The sequence below is a fragment of the Aeribacillus pallidus genome (assembly GCF_050478865.1).
Lineage (GTDB): Bacteria > Bacillota > Bacilli > Bacillales > JACDOC01 > JACDOC01.
Genome location: NZ_JBCNBW010000035.1, coordinates 1 through 17501 on the forward strand (window position 1 = coordinate 1; position 17501 = coordinate 17501).

The following is a 17501-nucleotide window of genomic DNA, read 5'->3' on the forward strand; positions in this document are numbered from 1 at the left end:
AAAATACTTTTCCGTCCTTATTTTCATAATAAACGGCTTCCGGTACCCCATCTTCTACATCAGCAAATAATTGGACGTATTCCTTTGAATAATAAACATCTAATTTAGGGAATTTTTCTATATACGTGTTCCAATTATCATGTACACTTAATTTTACCATTTTTCCAGACACCTCTGTTTCACCACCTAACACTCCAAATACTGAGATGCTTTAGCTTAATATTTGGAGTTACGAATGTTTCATTTTTTTCTCCTAGATAAGTCTCTCCTCTTTTAGCTTAAGCGTAAAAAGAAGGAGTACAGTTATACAAATGGTTAAAACCATAAGAATGAGCTAAGGCCTCTAAAAAAACATAGACGGCACAACTAACATCATGAACTAAGTTGTGTCGTCTTCATTTAGATTCAATGTTGGATAATATTCAGCTAGATTTTGTTTAAACCTTCTTTGTGTATGGTCAATGACAGAAATTTTTTAAAGGATAATTCAGTTTTGAACTCTAGGAAACTTCCTTATAATATTGGTATTCAGTCAATAGACATTTGAATCTGCTATTACTACATATGAACTTTAAGTTCGGTAACGATTGTATATCTGGGCTTGGAGATAAAACAAGTAGGGTACGGTTAGGTTCGATAATAGACAGAGCTTTAAGTAAGTCTGAATCCTGTAAGCATTTTATATCTGTTATTCGAAGATACTGATCATTTACCAGTCCTATTGTATATTCCCCATTAGTTGTTTCGATTTCTAATAATGAAAAGTTGTATGTTTTTTGTGCGACTTCAGTTTGAGGGTAGTTTTTTAATTTAAATGGTATATTCTCATTTGAATTTGTATGATAAGGATTTTTTCCCATAAACCAATAGGTTTTTTCTGTCACCTGAAATCCAGTTCTTTCTTTCCAGGCTTTAGTTGTGACATTTTGATCAAAGACATCACAGGTTAGGTGTGAAATACCTTGCTCTTTAGCAAGTTTACATCCTCTCTTCATTAATTCTTTACCTATTCCGGAGCCTCTTATTTCAGGAGAAATAAAAAGATTATTATAATGTAATGTATTTTTGGTTAATCGGCATTCCAAGAATCCGGCTAACTTCTCCTCAATAAATGCTCCAAAAAATATGCAATTAGAGTACTGATATGGAACATTTACAATAGAGTTTACATAGTTTTTGTAACCTGGACATGCATAAATCATCAAGGAAAATAAATACGGGTCCATACCAGACTTTATCAGTGTGATGACATCGTCAACATGCTCCGTACTTAAAGGTAATATTTTCATGTTCATATATCCCTCTCTTTATTCTTTAAACGGCGTTCTTCGTCTAAATCTAACATAGGTCTGTTAGAAAATTCCGCCACACCATCCTTTTTGAAAACTTTAATGACGGTTATTAATAATATTTTCATATCCAACCAAAATGATCGTTCTTCTACATATTTAACATCCAACTCTAGTCTTTCGTCCCACCCTAACAGATTTCTACCTGATATTTGTGACAACCCGGTAATGCCTGGCTTTACGGAATGTCTTTTCATTTCCCTTTCTGTATAATAGGGCAAGTACTTCGTAAATAAAGGTCTGGGTCCGACTAAGCTAAGATCCCCTTTAATGACATTAAATAATTGTGGTAATTCATCTAGACTGTATTTTCTTAGTAAGTTCCCAAACCGAGTCACTCGTTTTTCTTCAGGTAGAAGATTTCCTTGTTCATCTTTATCATTCGTCATCGTTCGAAATTTATAAATATAAAATGGTTTGGCATTTAAGCCTGGGCGTAACTGCTTAAATAAAATGGGAGAACCTAGATAAATTTTTACTAACAAAGCAACGCATAAAATAATTGGCATAAAAAGAATAATTAAAAATAGAGCTGTAAAAAAATCAAATAGACGTTTCCACTTCATCCCCACACCATCTCACCCCTTTAATGTATCACCTTAGCTATATACATCTTTTTATCTATCAACTATTTATTAAATTGACATATCGTTTGCTATCCACATTACGTCCCCTTACTACTAACAAAAATCTTTCCTTTTGTATTTCATTTTATGAAGATATAATGCGAAGGGAACGTTTGGAATGAGAATTGGGTATTTGAAAAGTTCTTATTCCTCCTCAAAGGTTTGAGCAGCTTTTATGGCAGCGGCCAACTTCAGATCCCACTCTGTATCGATATCTAAGGAACGCTCTCTAGGCATACAAAATCCAACCGTCTCTGTTGATAGAAACGTTTTCTTTTCTTGAAACCATTTACATCTCGCGATATAAATGGCCCCATTCAATGAAAATACTTTTGGCAGGTCCTGGCGTCTTAGAGCTGATTGATTCAAATCAATGACTTTTCTCAACTTTGCTTCCTGATCCATAAAATACATCCAAAAAGGACTTTTTTCGGTTTCAGTAACAGATACACATGAATTGGCATTTTTCTTTATACAATATTCAATACATTGATCGATATCGTTTGTGGTACGGAAAGGGGAAGTTGGTTGAAGCTGGATGACCCAATCGTAGTCATCGAGATGTTGAAGACAATGTAAAATAACTTCAACGGAAGAAGAGTGGTCTAATGCTAGTTCTTTTGGTCGAATAAACGGGACTTCACAACCATATTGTTTGGCTACTTCAATGATTTTTTCATCATCTGAAGATAACACCAGCCTGTCAATATACTTTGATTTTTTAGCTTCTTCAATTGTCCAAGCTAAAAGGGGCTTACCTGCTAATGGGCGTATATTTTTACCTGGTATTCCCTTCGAACCGCCCCTTGCTGGTATGATCCCCAGTATACGTTCACCATTAATCATGGGACTCCTCCTGATATCGAATTGCTGTACCTACTTCCCTTGCTGGTACTCCAAGGACTTTTACACCTTTCTTTACGTCTTTATTCACAAGCGCACCTGCTCCAACTAACGCAGCTTCTCCAATATGAATTCCTTGAATAACGGTTGCCCCTGTTCCTACATGACAACGTTTTTCAACATGAACGTTTCCTGATAACGTTACGCCAGGTGCTAAATGAACATGTTCACCAATTATACAATCATGGTCAACAGATGCTTTTGTATTAACAATGGAGTTCGCGCCAATCACTACTCCTGGTTGAATAACAACGCCTGCCATAATTTGAACACCCTCTTCTAACACAACATTCGTTGCAATAATGGCAGAAGGGTGAATAATATTTTCAAAGGTATAACCTAATTTTTTAAACTTTCTAAACATATATTCTCTTTTCTTGGTGCTGCCTACTGAACCGATTCCATTCACTAAATGAATTTCGTCTTGGTGGTATTCTAAAATCTTTTGATTATCTCCTATAATATGTCTTGGAGAACTTCTGACTAGGGGATTATCATCTATATAACCTAAAATGGAGCGGTTTTGGAGTTTCAAAATATCAGTCAATACTGAAGCATGCCCTCCGCATCCGATAATAATCAACGGCTTATTCATAAGAAAACCCGCTCATTTTTTTGATACGTTTTGTTCGCCTTTTTCCCCAAATACTCCCAATAATAAAATGGGGAAACCCCATCTCCCGGCCTCTTTATCGTTAAGTTTTCGCTTGAAAACGTTTCTCCTTTATTGATTTGTCTAGAGGCTACAATACTCTTTCGTATCACCGGTTTGTTTTTTAATTCAGAATAAGAGGGGATTTTAAGAGATTGGCCAAGAGAAGCTTCAACTTGACGAATAGAGGAAACCATTTCGCTAAATTCATCTAGTTCAAGGGAAGCCCTATGGTCAGGTCCTGGGAGATTACAATCCAATGTAATATGCTTTTCAATCACGACAGCTCCCATAGCTACAGCGGCTATTGGAATGGCAATTCCTTTCGTATGATCCGAATATCCAACAGGAAGGGAAAACGTCCTTTGAAGCGTTTTCATTGCATTTAAATTAACTTCATCAAAAGGCGCAGGATATTCAGATGTACAGTGAAGGAGTGTTACGTTCTCTTGCAAAAGTTTCTGTCCCTCTTCACTGCTATATGCTCTTTCAAAAGCTTCAATCGAAGGTGTTTGCATGTGAGTGGATTGATAACCGAAAGCCAAAACACCTAAAGCTTTTTCGACATCTGCTATCGAACTTGCCCCAGTGGATAAAAGAATCGGTTTTCCCGTTCTTGCCATTTTCAGCAACAGCGGAGCATTGGTTATTTCTCCGGAAGCAATTTTTAATAGCGGGACGTTAAATTTGTTCACTAACAGGTCTACACTTGGTTCATCGAACGGTGTTGACAGGAACAGGATGTTATTTTTATTACAATGTTCGATTAGTTCCTCATGCATTTTGGGGCTTAATTCCAATTTTTTAACCATTTCAAACTGAGATTCGTCAGGGTCAGTTGACTTTATTTGATAATCGGCTTTTACTGCCGTTTCCGTTAAACACAAGTCTGTTATAAACGTTTGAAATTTGATCGCATCCGCCCCAGCTTTTGCAGCGCCTTCAATTAATTCTTTTCCGAGCTGAATGCTTCCATTGTGATTAACCCCTGCCTCTGCAATGATAAACGTATGTCCCACTTACATCACTTCCTTTATCAACATAAAAGATTCTGCAAAAGGAAATCCTGAAGTTGCCCCTCGATAGGCAGATAGTGCCTTGATCGCTTGATCACTCCTTGGGAAAGGATATTCTCCCATTTCACTCTTGAAAACCTTCATAATTTCAATTTTTTGATCAAGGTAGCGGGTAATATCCACATATACATTTGGTGTAAATTTTATATTCGAAGGATTGATTCCGAATTCCGTTTCTGAAAGAGTTTCATAGACGAGGATCCGTTTAATAGATGAATAGCGAAACCATTTCGTACAAGAGAGCCCGCTTTCAAACACAAATTTATGATCGCTGTGTATATCTCCTGGGTATGGAAGATAAACAATGTCAGGACGTATTCGATGAATCGTTTCGCCTATTTGTTGAACCAACTTTTCTACCGGTACGGTATCTAATCGCGCAGTAGGAAAACCAAGTTTAGAAACAGAGTCAAACCCATAAAGATTTGCTACTTCATTGATTTCCTTCTCTCTATTGTTGATACGTTCTTGTGTAAAACCGTGCTCTACGGTCATTTCCGTAACAATTAGCCAGTGAATATCATCTCCATTATCTTTATGCCGTAGTAACGTTCCTCCACATCCTAACGTTTCATCATCCGGGTGTGGGGCTATAACTAAAATTGTGCTCATAAGTAACTCCCTTCCTCAGGAAGATCATTAAATTCATGGTCAATAACCTGTACGGCACCATCCCCGCATTTGACAACAATTGTTGTTCCGTCCGATTTTAACACTTTTCCAGGTTCCAAGTTTTTTATGTTGGATGTAAAAGTTGGATCTTCAACAATCTGTACTTTCCATATTTTAACTTCTTCATTTTTATACATACAATGGGCCCCAACGTAAGGATGGGTTAATGCCCTTACTAAGTTATAAATTCCTTCTGCACTCATTCTCCAGTCGATTTCCCCGTCTTTTACAGAACGTTTTCTCCAATAATTTGACTGCAAATGATTCTGAGGATATTTCGTTAATGTGCCTGTAGCAAGCTGCTTTGTAATTTCAGTGATTTGTTCGAGTGCGATATCCGTTAATTTTTGATATAAAGTGCCTGCGTCATCTGTATTCTCAATTGTGACAAAGCGTTGACTAATAATGTCTCCTGAATCTGCTCCCTCGTCCATGAGAAAGAATGTGGAAGCTGTTTGTTTTAAGCCAAGGGCCAGAGCCCATATGATGGGATGCCTTCCTCTGTTTTGGGGTAAAGCTGCAGGATGATAGCCAATGACTCCTAGTTTAGGAATGTTTAAAATTTCTTTTTTTAATAAATAAGACCATCCAAAGCAGTATATGACATCTGGACTTTTCTCTTCCAACCACCTGGCCATTGGAAGTTGATCATTCCCTTCAGCAACAAAACAAGGAATGTTGTTTGCGTTAGCTAGCGGTTCTAACGAACAAAAATCGGAATTAATTTTTGATTGTCTTCTTGTAATAACCCCGATGACTTCAATTGCTGAATTTTTCATTGATAACAGTTGCTTAAGAGCTTGGTGACTGAAACGAACACAGCCAATGACAATTATTTTCATTGGTGTTGCTCCATATCATAAAATTTTTTCATCAGTAAATCTTCAAGAGAAACTTCTTTCAAAATTTTCTTAATTTTATTCGCCACATTTCCAGTACCATATGGGGATATTACTCGTTTCAATGTTTGTTGGAAGTCTGCCGATAACGCTTTGTTAATCGCCAAAACAATATCTTCAGCTTTCTCTTTACAATCGATGACGGAATTCGCTCTAAGTCTTCCCTTTTGGCGATCACCTATATTGACCGTTGGCTTATGAAGAAAAGGAGCCTCAACCAATCCGCTGGAAGAATTTCCAATAACCACATCTGAATGCTTCATTGCACTTAAATACCGTAACTGTCCTAACGATGTATAGGCAATTGATCGTTCAGGATTCTGCGAGACGTACTCATCGATCAGTTGATTAATAATCCGCCCTTCTGTGTCGGAATTCGATTTTGTAAAAATAAGATGTGCATCATGAAAGGTATCTAAAGCTTTAAAAAGTTCTTTTATCGCGCGGAATGGACCGGTTTTACTTAATGTAACCGGGTGGTAAGTGATAAGGAAGTTTTTTTCTCCTAATTGAAAGCCAATAGAATCTTCTAATTCTTTTTTTTCTAGTAACTTTAAATATTGAATATTGTCGATGGAAGTCGCCCCTACATTCCATACTCGGTCTGGATGCTCTCCAAGTTGAATGACCCGTTTCCGATAAGGTTCAGCTGCTACAAAATGAAGGTGAGACATCTTTGTTACTGAATGTCTGATGGCTTCATCAATTAATCCTTCTGTGGTTTCTCCTCCGTGCAAATGGGCGATAGGAATTCTTGCTACCATTGCCGCTTGAGCAGCTGCTAAAATTTCATACCGATCACCCAACACGACGAGTAAATCCGGTTTTAACCGTTCAAAGGCATCAGCAAATCCCATTATTGCAATACCCATTGATTTAGCAATACCAACTGGTGTATCACTGGAAAGAAGCATTTCCACTTTTTCATCAATCTTAAACTGATCTTCCTCGATGACTCTATAGGTTAAACCAAATTCCGGTGATAAATGCATACCGGTTACAACAATTTGCAAGGATAAATCGGGATCTGTATCAATTTCCTTCATCAGCCAATATAACAATCCATATTCTGCTCTCGTCCCTGTGACCACGCATATTTTCCGTTTATTCACCAATATCACCTAATTTTTTCAATAAGAAGTTTTTCATAACATTTTATGAATAGGTTTAATTTCCTACCACTGATTTTTACTTCCGTTTCAATGTTCACTTTTTTCCAAACAAAAAAATGATCAAAAAGGAAATCATTACACCTAACATAAAGGAAATACTAATATTTATAAAAGGTTTGGGTTTTACAGGTGTGGCATTGGTTTTGGCTTCTGAAAGGATATGGACATTCTTTGTTTTCATTAACTCGTAAATTTCTTCTTGGAAATAAAAAGCATAAGTATTGGCAATGTAAGCGGCTTTCTCAGGCGATTCATTTTCTACGATAATCTTAATTACCTGGGTATTTTCGACATTCTCGAATGATACTTTTTGTTCAAGGTCCTCCCTATTACCCGTTTTGGCAATTTCTCTCTCTACTCCGTCCATAATACGAGGACTTTTTAAAATTTCCATGTACGTACCGATTAATTTAAATTGATCATCAAGATTGATTAATTGCTCTTCAACTTCACCTTCGCCTTCATCGACCTCATTCGTTTCGTTTACTAAAATTTCAGCCTGCGCTTGATAGGTCGGCTTCATAACATAAAAGCTAATATACGCACTTCCCACAGTGAAAAGAAAAGTAATCACAATGATAACCCATGAATATTTCCACAACATGCGAACATAATCCTTAAATAAAATTGGTTTATCTGCCATCCTATTGATCCTTTCTTTTTTTCTTTAACAATTTATGCATTCACAAAATCGCTTGACACTTTATTGATGTCTTTTGAATAGAAAAGGGATTGGTAAATGAACCTTTGGTAGATCTTATTCTTGGGATGGAGTCTCTTCTATTTCATAAACCACAGCTTCTTTTGATTGATAAATTAATTTAAAGTTTGAAGGGATTTGTTCAGAGTCGGGGTCAAATAAAAAGGAAAATTGAGGAAGATACTTCATTGTAAATCGATCATAAATAAGATAGTCGCTTTTTACGGGTAGGGTGAGCGGACCAGAAAACGAATTTGGTGCATGTTGAATCACCTTCTCATTAAGATCTTCATAGAAATAAATCCCATCTACTTCTCCCTCATAATATAAAGGGATCATTAAAAATTGTGTTCCTAAGTAATAGGCTCTAGCAGGATTGACGGCCATCACTGTTTTATCTTCGATATTCGAATCATAAGCTTTAAGCGTCTCGGTAATGGCTTTCTGGTCTGCTAATTGTCCACCATCATAATCGTCTTCTTGAATATATTGATAGGTCAAATAACCAGTTATTATAAATCCGCAACTGAGCAGCGAGAGTAGAAGCCATTTCCGCATAACCATGAGCGAAGGATAACATTTTTCATAACGGGTCAAAAGGTTACTAATCAAGTGAATTGATAAAATAGTGAATACAACAGTCCAGCTAAGAAAAACTTCTGGAAACACAAAAGCTTGGGAAACTAAAATAATAAATAAGACGACACCAATTAACAGACTTACCGAATAAATCTTCTTAATCGAAAACCAACTCCCTATCCATGCAGGCAATACAAATGGACTTAAGATCACGCACGTTGCTACCAAAAGCAGGATACTTAATAACATATTCGAAAATACATGATGAACATATGCCCATGGATTGGAGAAAATGATATCGGTTATTCCGTTAAAGTCTGCATGTAGTTTCCACCACCACATTGGATTTCGATCAAAAAATCCAAATCCAATGTTTAAATATTGCCACGTAGCAAACGGAGAGCCATTCTGGATGGTGTTCATAAGCCACCATGGAGAATTAACGACCAAAAAGGAACCTGCAAACATCATCAACGGTTTGCATGCCTTTTTCCAATGAAATGCGCGAAAAATGGTTAAGGCGATGAACGGAACAAGTATATAACTCGTATATCTTGATAATCCGGCTAACCCGGCAACCAATCCTAACAAAATAAACCGTTTCGATTCAGGAGCTTTCAAAGACTGAAACAATATGAGAATACTTGATACAAAAAAAAGAGAATCCAGCATATGATTTTCAGCCTGTAGTGAGGATATCAAAAAAAGGGGGTTTCCAACTAAAAACAGTTGTGTTAATAAGGCAATCGATTTCTTCCCCGTTAGCTCTACGGCTAATTTATAGGCTACATAAAGTAGCAGCACCCCCGATACGTGTGAGATAAGTTTAGATGCTAAAAACCCCGGAAGAAATAAATCGAGGAATCCCGAAAGCGATGAATACAATGGAGGCCAATAGTGGGAAGGCCAGCCTGTATACCCCTCCCCATTAAAAATACCACGACCTGCAAATAATTGAATGACTCCATCCCATTCTTCAAATGTATTATGAAAGTAGGATAGAGGAATTAAAAGGATAGCAAAGAGAATTGGAATAACAAATCCATTTCTAATTTGAATCATTTTCTTGATGTTCTCCACAATAGATTTTTCTCCTTCCCATTATGTTTTGCTTTATAATAATGAACCTCGATCATTTTGGATTCCACTCCACAGGTCGTACCAGCGAAAAAACGTGTTCCCAGAATAATAGAGTTACGGTGTTGCCTACTGGACAGTATCCCCATCCGCCACTAAAACATCGCGTAGTACGTTAAACCAATCGGGGATCTTATGGGCGTCTTCCTCACATAAAATAAATGTAGGGAGGACGCCAAAAAAATATTAAATTAGCTTATCCCCAAGGGCATGTAATAGCCATCCAAGCAGAAATCCTAGTATGATTCCCCCAAGAACCTCTATTTTAGAATGACCAATCTCTTCTCTTTGTAAGTTATTTTGTTCTTCAGACGTAAATGCTCGATTGATGCTATTTAATTGTTTCGCGTGCTCTCCGACATATCTTCTTAAACCTGTTGCATCCATGACCACAATCCATAAAATGGTCACTCCTAATCCAAAAAGGGGGCTAATAAATCCTTCGCTAAATCCGATTAAAGTAGTAGGAGTCATTACAACCGTAGCATGGGTGCTTGGAAATCCACCATTTCCAGTTTTTTGTTGTGCATGATGATAACCAAATTGATAAAAATGAATGAGAAATTTCATTGTTCCGGAAACGAACCATCCAATAAAAGGAGCTAGAAAATACAACATTTCTCCACCTCCTTACTCAAAGCTGATACCGTTTTCTTGTTCTTATATAAACGAATAACCCGATTAAAAACCCTAGCCACAAGGTGACTAATCGGACCAATAATGTCACGGAAACAGCCGTTGATTTCTCCATTCCAAAATAAAGTAACATTCCTGTTAAACTACCTTCTGTAACTCCTACCCCGCCAGGAATCATCGATAATGCTCCTGCTAATGTTGAAAACGAAAACATAAAGATTGAATGGAGAAGATTAAGATCAATACCCATCCCTTTAAGAATAATAAACATGGACACGCATTCCAAAAACCAAGCTACGATACTTATTACAAATGAAACCAATATAATTTTTGGTCCTATTAACTGGTATATACTTTCATAAAACAGGAGCAATTGCTCTTTGTATTTATTGACGATATGAAAGGAGGCTAATTTTTCTATTATCCACGTAACCATTTTTCTTGATTGTAAAATCAAGAAAAACAAAATAGTCCCAATCAAAACTATTAAAAAAAAGAGCAAGCCAAACTGAAAAATGACGACTCCTAACGCAGCCAATAAAACCACGGCAAGAAAATCAGATAATAAATCGACAAAAATAACCGGAGCAGACAGGTGAACCTCTATCCGGAAGCATTTTTTTAGGGAGTAGGACTTAATAAATTCTCCTATTTTTCCTGGTGTCATAGACATACAATGGCCAATAAACCAAATGTTGAAACTGTCTTTTACATTTAAATCAATTTTTATCTGTTCAAGCAGATAATGCCATTTCACAAACCGAAAAAAGTAACTAATTAAAGTACTGAGAAGAGCTAAAACAATGACGGTCCATCCAATGGACAGCACCTTTCCACTTACTTTCTGAACATCTCCCCAGAGGATAAAGATCGAGAGTGTAACCACTCCGATTACAAACCCTGTGACAATTTTGGATGAGAGGTTTTTGTTCTTTTCCAATTCATTTTTTTGTCTAGGCATGGCTCTAGCACCCTTACCATTTTATGAATTTAAATAGTTTTTCTGGAACCATTCGAATGACCTGCATAATATAAAACCAATACCAAGGAGTGTAGAGGATCTCTTTTTTCTTTAGGATTGATTTGTAGATCGATGCGGCAATTGTTCGGGGAGGTGCCACTAATATCGATGGCTTTAGCAAACCGTAGGTCATTTTCGTGTCGACAAAACCCGGTTTTACGGTTAGTACATTCACTTTTGAATGAGCTAGTCGATTTCTTAACCCTTGTAAATAAACCGTTATAGCTCCTTTTGAAGCACCATAAATGTAATTATTCCGTCTTCCGCGATCTCCAGCAACGGACGAGATTGCACAGATAAACCCTTTTTGTTTTTTCTCAAAAAATCTTGCTGCTTCTTCAAGAATATATACTACTGAAGTAAAATTCACGTTAATCATTTCACGAATGGACGAACGATTTTGTTCCATTTCTTTTTGGTCATGCATTAAACCATAGGAGACGATTATTCCATCCAAATCACCAGTTAATTGAAGACATCTTTCAAAAAAAGACGAGATGTTTTCTTCTTTTAATGCGTCAAAATAAATGGTATTTGCATGAATTCCGTATCGGATTTCAAGATCGGTTGCAAGCCTGTTAATTTCTTCCATATCCCTTCCCGCTAGAATAAGATTTACATGTTTAGAAGCAAAGTGATAAGCTAACGCTTTGGAGATTCCGGACGTCGCACCTACTATTAATACCTGTTTCATTGACAATCCCCCGTTATCCCAAGCCTTCTAGACATCGACGATGAAAAAATTCCTTTTGGATCGACTTCCTTTTTTATTTTTTTAAACTGCTCTAATTTAGGGTACATCGCCTTAAAGGTGTCTGGATGTAAAACCGAATCTTTTGCAAGGTATATTCGACCATTATAACGAAGAACTAACTCATCCATTTCTTTTAAAAACGGAAAGATGGTTTGGTCTTTCACTGGAAAATCCAAAGCCAATGTATGACCTTTGAAAGGGAAGGAAAGCAATCCCTTATTTTCCATGCCAAAACTTTTCAATACCGCTAAAAAAGATGGCCTTTTAGATTGACTCAGTTTCTTTAGCATTTCTGTTAGCCCTGCAAAACTTGTCTCTTCCGGAAAGACAACCTGATACTGAATAAATCCTTTTTTTCCATAAAGTCGATTCCAGTTGAGAATGGAATCCAAAGGATAAAAATACGAATCATAATCAATGGTTTTATGAGATCCGTCCTTGAAAGAGTGGTAATAAAAATGATTAAATCCTTTAATCGTTAACGGGTTTAATAATGATGAAGGCATATCAATCGGGACCTTCCATTTCCGTTTACGTTTTATTGGAAGAAAATTTGATGTGGTTTCTGAAGAGGGAGAATGGTTTCCTAGCATTAAGACGGAGCGGCCTAACGAATCGCCAGTTGCTAAACAATCAATCCATGCAACTGAATAGTCATATAGATGATCATGATGACGGAACAATTCGAACGCTTCCTCAAGGTTAGTAGCTTTTAGATAATTTACATCGATAGTTGTACTACTAACTTGAATCAATTTCATTCGGGCGCTTAGAATAATTCCTGTAAGTCCAATCCCCCCTACCGTCGCCCAAAATAAGTCCGCATTTTGTTCCCGTGAACAGGTCAGGATTTCTCCGGAAGCCGTCAGTAGCTTTAAATCAAGAATATGCTCGGAAAGACAGCCGGCTTTGTGATGATTTTTCCCGTGAACATCATTGGCAATGGCCCCTCCTAAGGTTACATATTTGGTCCCTGGTGTGACTGGAAGGAAATATCCCTTTGGTAAAAAGAATTCAATGATTTCTTCTAACATCGTCCCCCCTTCACATTCTAAAATCCCTCTTTCAGCATCAAATGACAGGAAACGATTAAATTTTGAGAGTAAGAGAAGTGAGTGGCCCCCATTTAAGGCTGTATCCCCATAGCTTCTTCCATTCCCTCTAGAAATTTTATAAGTATCATCCTGCCACTCAACCAATTCTTTTAAATCGCTTAGTTTTTCGGGTCTATAAACGAAACATTCCTCTACTGGGTAATTCCCCCATCCGCCTATTTTTTCTTTACGAAACATTTTTTTGTTCCTTTCATCTATTTTTTTATAAAATGGTTTTGGCTTTTAAGAATTCCGTACACTACATCGAAGATTTATCGATCATGATCCATATTTTAGTAAAGACTAATTAAAATGAGCACAACATACATAACCGCCGTGATGAAAATATGCTTATCTTCCAATAAAATCTCTTCCGGTTTTCCTCCTTTTCCTTCTTGGTGAATTAAATAAAGGTATCGACAAATCCCGTAAATCACCAATGGGATGCTCCACATTAACAGATTGGAATGTTCTGAACTAATGACGAAAAGTGAGTAACTAATGATGGTGGTGGTGGCAAAAATGCTATTGTACTGATCAAGTAACGCAACGGAGTAACTCTCTAATACTTTCCGATGTGATCCTTTTTTGTTCTGTAATAAATAAAGTTCTTGTCTTCTTTTACTAACAGCTAAAAACATCGATAACCATAAAGCACAAAGTAAAAACCATTCTGTCAAAGGAACATCGATCACAAGTGCACCTCCAACAGCTCGTAATACAAACCCGGAGGCTATTAATAAAATGTCTATTAAGACGACATGTTTTAATCGAAGTGAGTAGAATACATTTAAGGTGAAATAGAGTATGAGGCATAAAGCAAAGGAAACGTTAAACAAGTTAGCAACCCAAACGGAGGAGACAAAAAGAAGAAACCCGAATGTTAGTGCTAAATTGGGATTTAAAGCTCCTGATGCCATCGGTCGATGTTTTTTATCAGGATGCATCCTGTCGGCTTTCCGATCGACAAAATCGTTCAAGATATAAACACACCCGGAAATAAAGCAAAATAAAAAGAAGCTGACTAGAGATTTCCAAAATACATTAGGATTGACAAGTTGCATGGAGTAAAGCGGAGCTGCGAAGACAATAAGATTTTTCGTCCATTGTTTGGGTCGCAATTGTATAAAAAGTAGAGCCATTACCTTTAGGAGATTAGATAGATTCATATTTAACCACTTCATTCTTAAAGATCATTTGTAACCCTCCTAAGACGAATTTGTAGTATAGTATGCTTGACTAAAAAACGGGGTTACAAATCAACGGAATTAAGGGTATTTATAACATCCTATTTTAAAGCTTCCCTAGAAATTTAAGAACATTTCTTCTTGAAATTGCCATGATAGAGCCTTGTGGATTTACCCCGGGGGCAGTGCAAAGCAAACTAGCATCAGAAATGTACAGATTTGAAAATCCATGCACTTTTCCAAAGGAATCCGTCGCACAAATTTCTTTCTTTTCCCCCATTGGACAGGATGAAAACAGATGAATCGTCATTAAATTTGTTTTTGATGTAGGAAGAACCTCCGGGATATCTTTTAAGTGTAACCGATTACTAAACCTATTCATGCCAGATATGCTCGGGTAAATAACAGATGCTCCCGCTTCAAATAGTAAGCAAGAGAGTTTATAGAGCCCATCAGAAAGATCCCTTAAATCTTCCTCAGTAAGATGATAGCGCACCACCGGATCTCTAAAGCCTGGAATCGTTCGAACCGTTCCTCTTCCGTGCCCTGTTATCATCGCATAATAAACAGCCATCGTCTCCCAGTTTTCAACTACTTTATTTAAAAAATCAGGATGATCAATCATTCCGGTTGCTAGATAGGGAGGAGAGCTTATCGAACAGCCGAAACTGAGTCTAGGAGCAAAGTTTTTGACTTGAAATACAGGTACCCCCAGATCCAAATCATTAATTATCTCGTCAAACTGTGCAATTACCTTTAATGTCGGATGGACTTGAAGCGTGTTACCAATATTTTGTTTGATTCCGCTTCTTCTTAATAACGCAGCGGTTTGTACCGCTCCACAACAAATGAATAAGTGTTCTGTTTCAATGACTATTTCTCTTTGGGATTGATGTTTCCCGATTAAAACCCACTTTGCTCCATTTTGCTTAATGGACTTAATCCAAGTATCCGGAAGAAGCTTACAGCCATGTTCGATTGCTTTCGGTATAAACGTTTTTGACATAGATTGTTTATGGCTAAGAAATCGACCGTATCGATCTTGTTGTTGACTATAAGTAAACCATCGGGGAACTTCAACCGCTTCCCATCCCATCTTATCCGCCCCTTGTTTAAGCTTTAACGAAGGTTTGGATGGTTCATGCGGGAGAGTAGATACCGATAACGCTTGTTCACAAGCTTCAAAATGTGGAAGCATATCCTTATAAGATAACGCATCAACGTCAAAATTTTTCTTCCATTTTTCCAAAATATAGTCAGGAGTACGATGATATAGTCCGCTGTTTACCTCGCTTCCTCCTCCAACAACTCTTCCTTCGACATAAACAATTTTTGGAGAACCGAACATAGGAGTTATACCTCCATTTCGGTATTTCTCAACCATTTCTTCAATTGAAAATGATTTAGTCGATTCCAAAGGTTGTAGCGATCCTTCTTCAATCAACAAAACATCTCTACCGGACTCAGCCAAATAATACGCTGTCAATGCGCCACCAGGACCAGAACCAACGACCACCGTTTCACTTTTTAACTTTTCTGGAAATTGTGGAGAAACAGTGAATATTTGACTAGTCATAAAGATTCTCCCTTATTTTTCGTTCTATTTCTGAAAATAACCATAAATAAATAAGACTTTCATAAAAACGGATAAAATCTCTAAAATAACTAATTTTCGAATGCTTCCAAGACTTCACTTGGCGAACTTTCAATTTCTCTGGAAGGTGTTGAAACAGTTTACCTCCAATAAAGATGCCATAAAATCCAAAAAAGATAGTTGCGATAAATAGCGCAAGCTGTAAATAACCTGCCATTCTATGAAACTGCCCAACTACAAAATCTGTCATCTCGCGAGAGAAGTGATTCTCTTCGATGATTTCTTTCATTGGAGATGAAATCGATTGAGATAAGGCGAAAACCACTTTATAAAAAAAACCCTTCATTGGCCATATCTCCTTTTTAATTTTCCTTTGGCTCTAACCTAAAATAACTGTGGATAACTTCTACTGTTATTTCATTCAGCGATGTGCCAATGTCATTTGGCATGAATGTCTGTTAAACGATACGGTTGATATTTATCCATTTCGCTTGTGGCGTACGCTTTCCGCGGGCAAGGTGCAAGCCGCTTCCCTCGCTGCGCTCAAGTATGGGTCTTGCGGCTTCTTGTTCCCGCTGGAGTCGCCGCCTTTCGCTCATGTGAACAACTTGCTAAAAATCAACAATGACATATAACATAGCCTTTCTTATAAAGGACAAATCATATTTAAACGATATGAATCGTCATCTCACTTCGTACTAAAAAACGGATATTCCATTTGGTTTGACCAAGACCGTTTGAAATATAAAGTTTCCCTGTGGTCAACTGGTGCTTGCCTGTATAGATCCCTTTTTTAGCAAAAGGACCCATTGGCTTCAATTTAAAAAGAAAAGGGATGTTTAGTTGTTTCCCATGAAAATGCCCTGCTAATCCAAGGTCATAATTAAAAATGATGTGTTCAAAACAGTTAGGATCATGACAAAGAATGATAAGTCGCTCGTTAAACGGCTGTGCTGTATGATTTTGAATAAATCTTTTCCATTCCTTTTTATAAGGATCAATCCCCATCAGGGTAAAGCCGTCCAATGAGACCGTCTCATTTTCAAGAAGGAAAATGTGATAATTCCGAAATAGTGTTTTCAAATAAGCAATGTCAGGGAGACGGTAATCATGATTACCTAAAACGGCAAATACAGGAATATTCGATTCCTCCAATACTTTTAAATAAGCTTCCAATTTGGGGAGGGCCCACGTTTCGTCAAGGTAATCACCCGTTAAAAAAATGTAATCGATGCATTCTCTGTTGATGAATTTTTTTAACCGTTCAGGAGATACCCTTAATCTCTCTACATGAAGATCACTGAGCTGGAGAACAGTTTTATTGAGTCCTAAAGGTGTTTCCACACGAACGATTCTGACCCACCAGGTTGGGAACACGAATAACATGTAATAAGTAATGAAAAAAAACGTTAACCCTATTAATATCGACATCGATTTCCATACTCCTTAC

The 17501-nt window shown here is 37.2% G+C and carries 19 protein-coding genes; all 19 read right to left on the reverse strand.

Annotated features, from left to right (window positions below; all coding sequences use genetic code 11):
* Nucleotides 1-500 precede the first annotated feature (500 nt).
* Nucleotides 501-1289, reverse strand: coding sequence for a GNAT family N-acetyltransferase (locus ABES52_RS08585; RefSeq protein WP_429650741.1), 789 nt, complete (start codon nucleotides 1287-1289; stop codon nucleotides 501-503).
* Nucleotides 1290-1291: 2 nt separating this feature from the next.
* Nucleotides 1292-1915 carry a sugar transferase gene (locus tag ABES52_RS08590; protein WP_429650818.1) on the reverse strand — a complete coding sequence of 208 codons (624 nt, stop codon included), beginning with the start codon at nucleotides 1913-1915 and terminating at the stop codon, nucleotides 1292-1294.
* Nucleotides 1916-2119: 204 nt separating this feature from the next.
* Entirely contained in the window at nucleotides 2120-2821 is a 702-nt protein-coding gene (locus ABES52_RS08595; RefSeq protein WP_429650742.1) for an acylneuraminate cytidylyltransferase family protein, read from the reverse strand.
* The gene (locus ABES52_RS08600; RefSeq protein WP_429650743.1) at nucleotides 2814-3473 is read right to left on the reverse strand and encodes an acetyltransferase; all 660 of its coding nucleotides are present in this window, start codon (nucleotides 3471-3473) and stop codon (nucleotides 2814-2816) included. Before ABES52_RS08600 ends, ABES52_RS08595 begins: the two co-directional genes overlap by 8 nt.
* The gene (gene neuB / locus ABES52_RS08605) at nucleotides 3470-4549 is read right to left on the reverse strand and encodes an N-acetylneuraminate synthase (RefSeq protein ID WP_429650744.1); all 1080 of its coding nucleotides are present in this window, start codon (nucleotides 4547-4549) and stop codon (nucleotides 3470-3472) included. The genes ABES52_RS08600 and neuB overlap by 4 nt, the downstream gene beginning before the upstream one ends.
* The gene (locus tag ABES52_RS08610) at nucleotides 4550-5218 is read right to left on the reverse strand and encodes a PIG-L deacetylase family protein (protein ID WP_429650745.1); all 669 of its coding nucleotides are present in this window, start codon (nucleotides 5216-5218) and stop codon (nucleotides 4550-4552) included.
* Nucleotides 5215-6120, reverse strand: coding sequence for a methionyl-tRNA formyltransferase (locus ABES52_RS08615; RefSeq protein WP_429650746.1), 906 nt, complete (start codon nucleotides 6118-6120; stop codon nucleotides 5215-5217). Before ABES52_RS08615 ends, ABES52_RS08610 begins: the two co-directional genes overlap by 4 nt.
* Nucleotides 6117-7289, reverse strand: coding sequence for a UDP-N-acetylglucosamine 2-epimerase (gene neuC / locus ABES52_RS08620; protein ID WP_429650747.1), 1173 nt, complete (start codon nucleotides 7287-7289; stop codon nucleotides 6117-6119). Before neuC ends, ABES52_RS08615 begins: the two co-directional genes overlap by 4 nt.
* Before the next feature lie 94 nt (nucleotides 7290-7383).
* Nucleotides 7384-7992 carry a YveK family protein gene (locus ABES52_RS08625; RefSeq protein WP_429650748.1) on the reverse strand — a complete coding sequence of 203 codons (609 nt, stop codon included), beginning with the start codon at nucleotides 7990-7992 and terminating at the stop codon, nucleotides 7384-7386.
* Nucleotides 7993-8106: 114 nt separating this feature from the next.
* Entirely contained in the window at nucleotides 8107-9708 is a 1602-nt protein-coding gene (locus ABES52_RS08630) for an ArnT family glycosyltransferase (RefSeq protein WP_429650749.1), read from the reverse strand.
* Nucleotides 9709-9951: 243 nt separating this feature from the next.
* Complete coding sequence (locus ABES52_RS08635; RefSeq protein ID WP_429650750.1) at nucleotides 9952-10383, reverse strand: divergent PAP2 family protein; 432 nt, start codon at nucleotides 10381-10383, stop codon at nucleotides 9952-9954.
* A 16-nt stretch (nucleotides 10384-10399) separates the two neighbouring features.
* Nucleotides 10400-11362: a lysylphosphatidylglycerol synthase transmembrane domain-containing protein gene (locus tag ABES52_RS08640; protein WP_429650751.1), complete on the reverse strand. Its 963-nt coding sequence runs from the start codon at nucleotides 11360-11362 to the stop codon at nucleotides 10400-10402.
* Between the two features lie 13 nt (nucleotides 11363-11375).
* Nucleotides 11376-12116 carry an SDR family oxidoreductase gene (locus ABES52_RS08645; protein WP_429650752.1) on the reverse strand — a complete coding sequence of 247 codons (741 nt, stop codon included), beginning with the start codon at nucleotides 12114-12116 and terminating at the stop codon, nucleotides 11376-11378.
* Nucleotides 12113-13468, reverse strand: coding sequence for an FAD-binding oxidoreductase (locus ABES52_RS08650; protein ID WP_429650753.1), 1356 nt, complete (start codon nucleotides 13466-13468; stop codon nucleotides 12113-12115). The genes ABES52_RS08645 and ABES52_RS08650 overlap by 4 nt, the downstream gene beginning before the upstream one ends.
* A 95-nt stretch (nucleotides 13469-13563) precedes the next feature.
* Nucleotides 13564-14439 (reverse strand): decaprenyl-phosphate phosphoribosyltransferase, encoded by an 876-nt coding sequence (locus ABES52_RS08655; RefSeq protein ID WP_429650754.1) that lies wholly within the window; start codon nucleotides 14437-14439, stop codon nucleotides 13564-13566.
* Nucleotides 14440-14563: 124 nt separating this feature from the next.
* Nucleotides 14564-16033 carry a GMC family oxidoreductase N-terminal domain-containing protein gene (locus ABES52_RS08660; protein WP_429650755.1) on the reverse strand — a complete coding sequence of 490 codons (1470 nt, stop codon included), beginning with the start codon at nucleotides 16031-16033 and terminating at the stop codon, nucleotides 14564-14566.
* A complete protein-coding gene (locus ABES52_RS08665; RefSeq protein WP_429650756.1) occupies nucleotides 16026-16397 on the reverse strand; it encodes a hypothetical protein in 372 nt (123 codons plus the stop codon). The genes ABES52_RS08660 and ABES52_RS08665 overlap by 8 nt, the downstream gene beginning before the upstream one ends.
* A 112-nt stretch (nucleotides 16398-16509) precedes the next feature.
* Nucleotides 16510-16650 (reverse strand): hypothetical protein, encoded by a 141-nt coding sequence (locus ABES52_RS08670; protein WP_429650757.1) that lies wholly within the window; start codon nucleotides 16648-16650, stop codon nucleotides 16510-16512.
* A 67-nt stretch (nucleotides 16651-16717) separates the two neighbouring features.
* Nucleotides 16718-17482, reverse strand: a complete 765-nt coding sequence (locus tag ABES52_RS08675) for a metallophosphoesterase (protein WP_429650758.1) — start codon at nucleotides 17480-17482, stop codon at nucleotides 16718-16720.
* Nucleotides 17483-17501 lie beyond the last annotated feature (19 nt).

Excerpts from the sequence above, each read along its gene's own strand:
- ABES52_RS08640 (WP_429650751.1), bottom strand. The coding sequence starts at position 11,362 with ATGCCTAGACAAAAAAATGAATTGGAAAAGAACAAAAACCTCTCATCC.
- ABES52_RS08660 (WP_429650755.1), bottom strand. The coding sequence starts at position 16,033 with ATGACTAGTCAAATATTCACTGTTTCTCCACAATTTCCAGAAAAGTTA.
- ABES52_RS08655 (WP_429650754.1), bottom strand. The coding sequence starts at position 14,439 with ATGAATCTATCTAATCTCCTAAAGGTAATGGCTCTACTTTTTATACAA.
- ABES52_RS08615 (WP_429650746.1), bottom strand. The coding sequence starts at position 6,120 with ATGAAAATAATTGTCATTGGCTGTGTTCGTTTCAGTCACCAAGCTCTT.
- ABES52_RS08675 (WP_429650758.1), bottom strand. The coding sequence starts at position 17,482 with ATGTCGATATTAATAGGGTTAACGTTTTTTTTCATTACTTATTACATG.
- ABES52_RS08650 (WP_429650753.1), bottom strand. The coding sequence starts at position 13,468 with ATGTTTCGTAAAGAAAAAATAGGCGGATGGGGGAATTACCCAGTAGAG.
- ABES52_RS08670 (WP_429650757.1), bottom strand. The coding sequence starts at position 16,650 with ATGAGCGAAAGGCGGCGACTCCAGCGGGAACAAGAAGCCGCAAGACCC.
- ABES52_RS08665 (WP_429650756.1), bottom strand. The coding sequence starts at position 16,397 with ATGAAGGGTTTTTTTTATAAAGTGGTTTTCGCCTTATCTCAATCGATT.
- ABES52_RS08595 (WP_429650742.1), bottom strand. The coding sequence starts at position 2,821 with ATGATTAATGGTGAACGTATACTGGGGATCATACCAGCAAGGGGCGGT.
- ABES52_RS08610 (WP_429650745.1), bottom strand. The coding sequence starts at position 5,218 with ATGAGCACAATTTTAGTTATAGCCCCACACCCGGATGATGAAACGTTA.
- ABES52_RS08645 (WP_429650752.1), bottom strand. The coding sequence starts at position 12,116 with ATGAAACAGGTATTAATAGTAGGTGCGACGTCCGGAATCTCCAAAGCG.
- ABES52_RS08585 (WP_429650741.1), bottom strand. The coding sequence starts at position 1,289 with ATGAAAATATTACCTTTAAGTACGGAGCATGTTGACGATGTCATCACA.
- ABES52_RS08600 (WP_429650743.1), bottom strand. The coding sequence starts at position 3,473 with ATGAATAAGCCGTTGATTATTATCGGATGCGGAGGGCATGCTTCAGTA.
- ABES52_RS08625 (WP_429650748.1), bottom strand. The coding sequence starts at position 7,992 with ATGGCAGATAAACCAATTTTATTTAAGGATTATGTTCGCATGTTGTGG.
- ABES52_RS08635 (WP_429650750.1), bottom strand. The coding sequence starts at position 10,383 with ATGTTGTATTTTCTAGCTCCTTTTATTGGATGGTTCGTTTCCGGAACA.
- ABES52_RS08590 (WP_429650818.1), bottom strand. The coding sequence starts at position 1,915 with ATGAAGTGGAAACGTCTATTTGATTTTTTTACAGCTCTATTTTTAATT.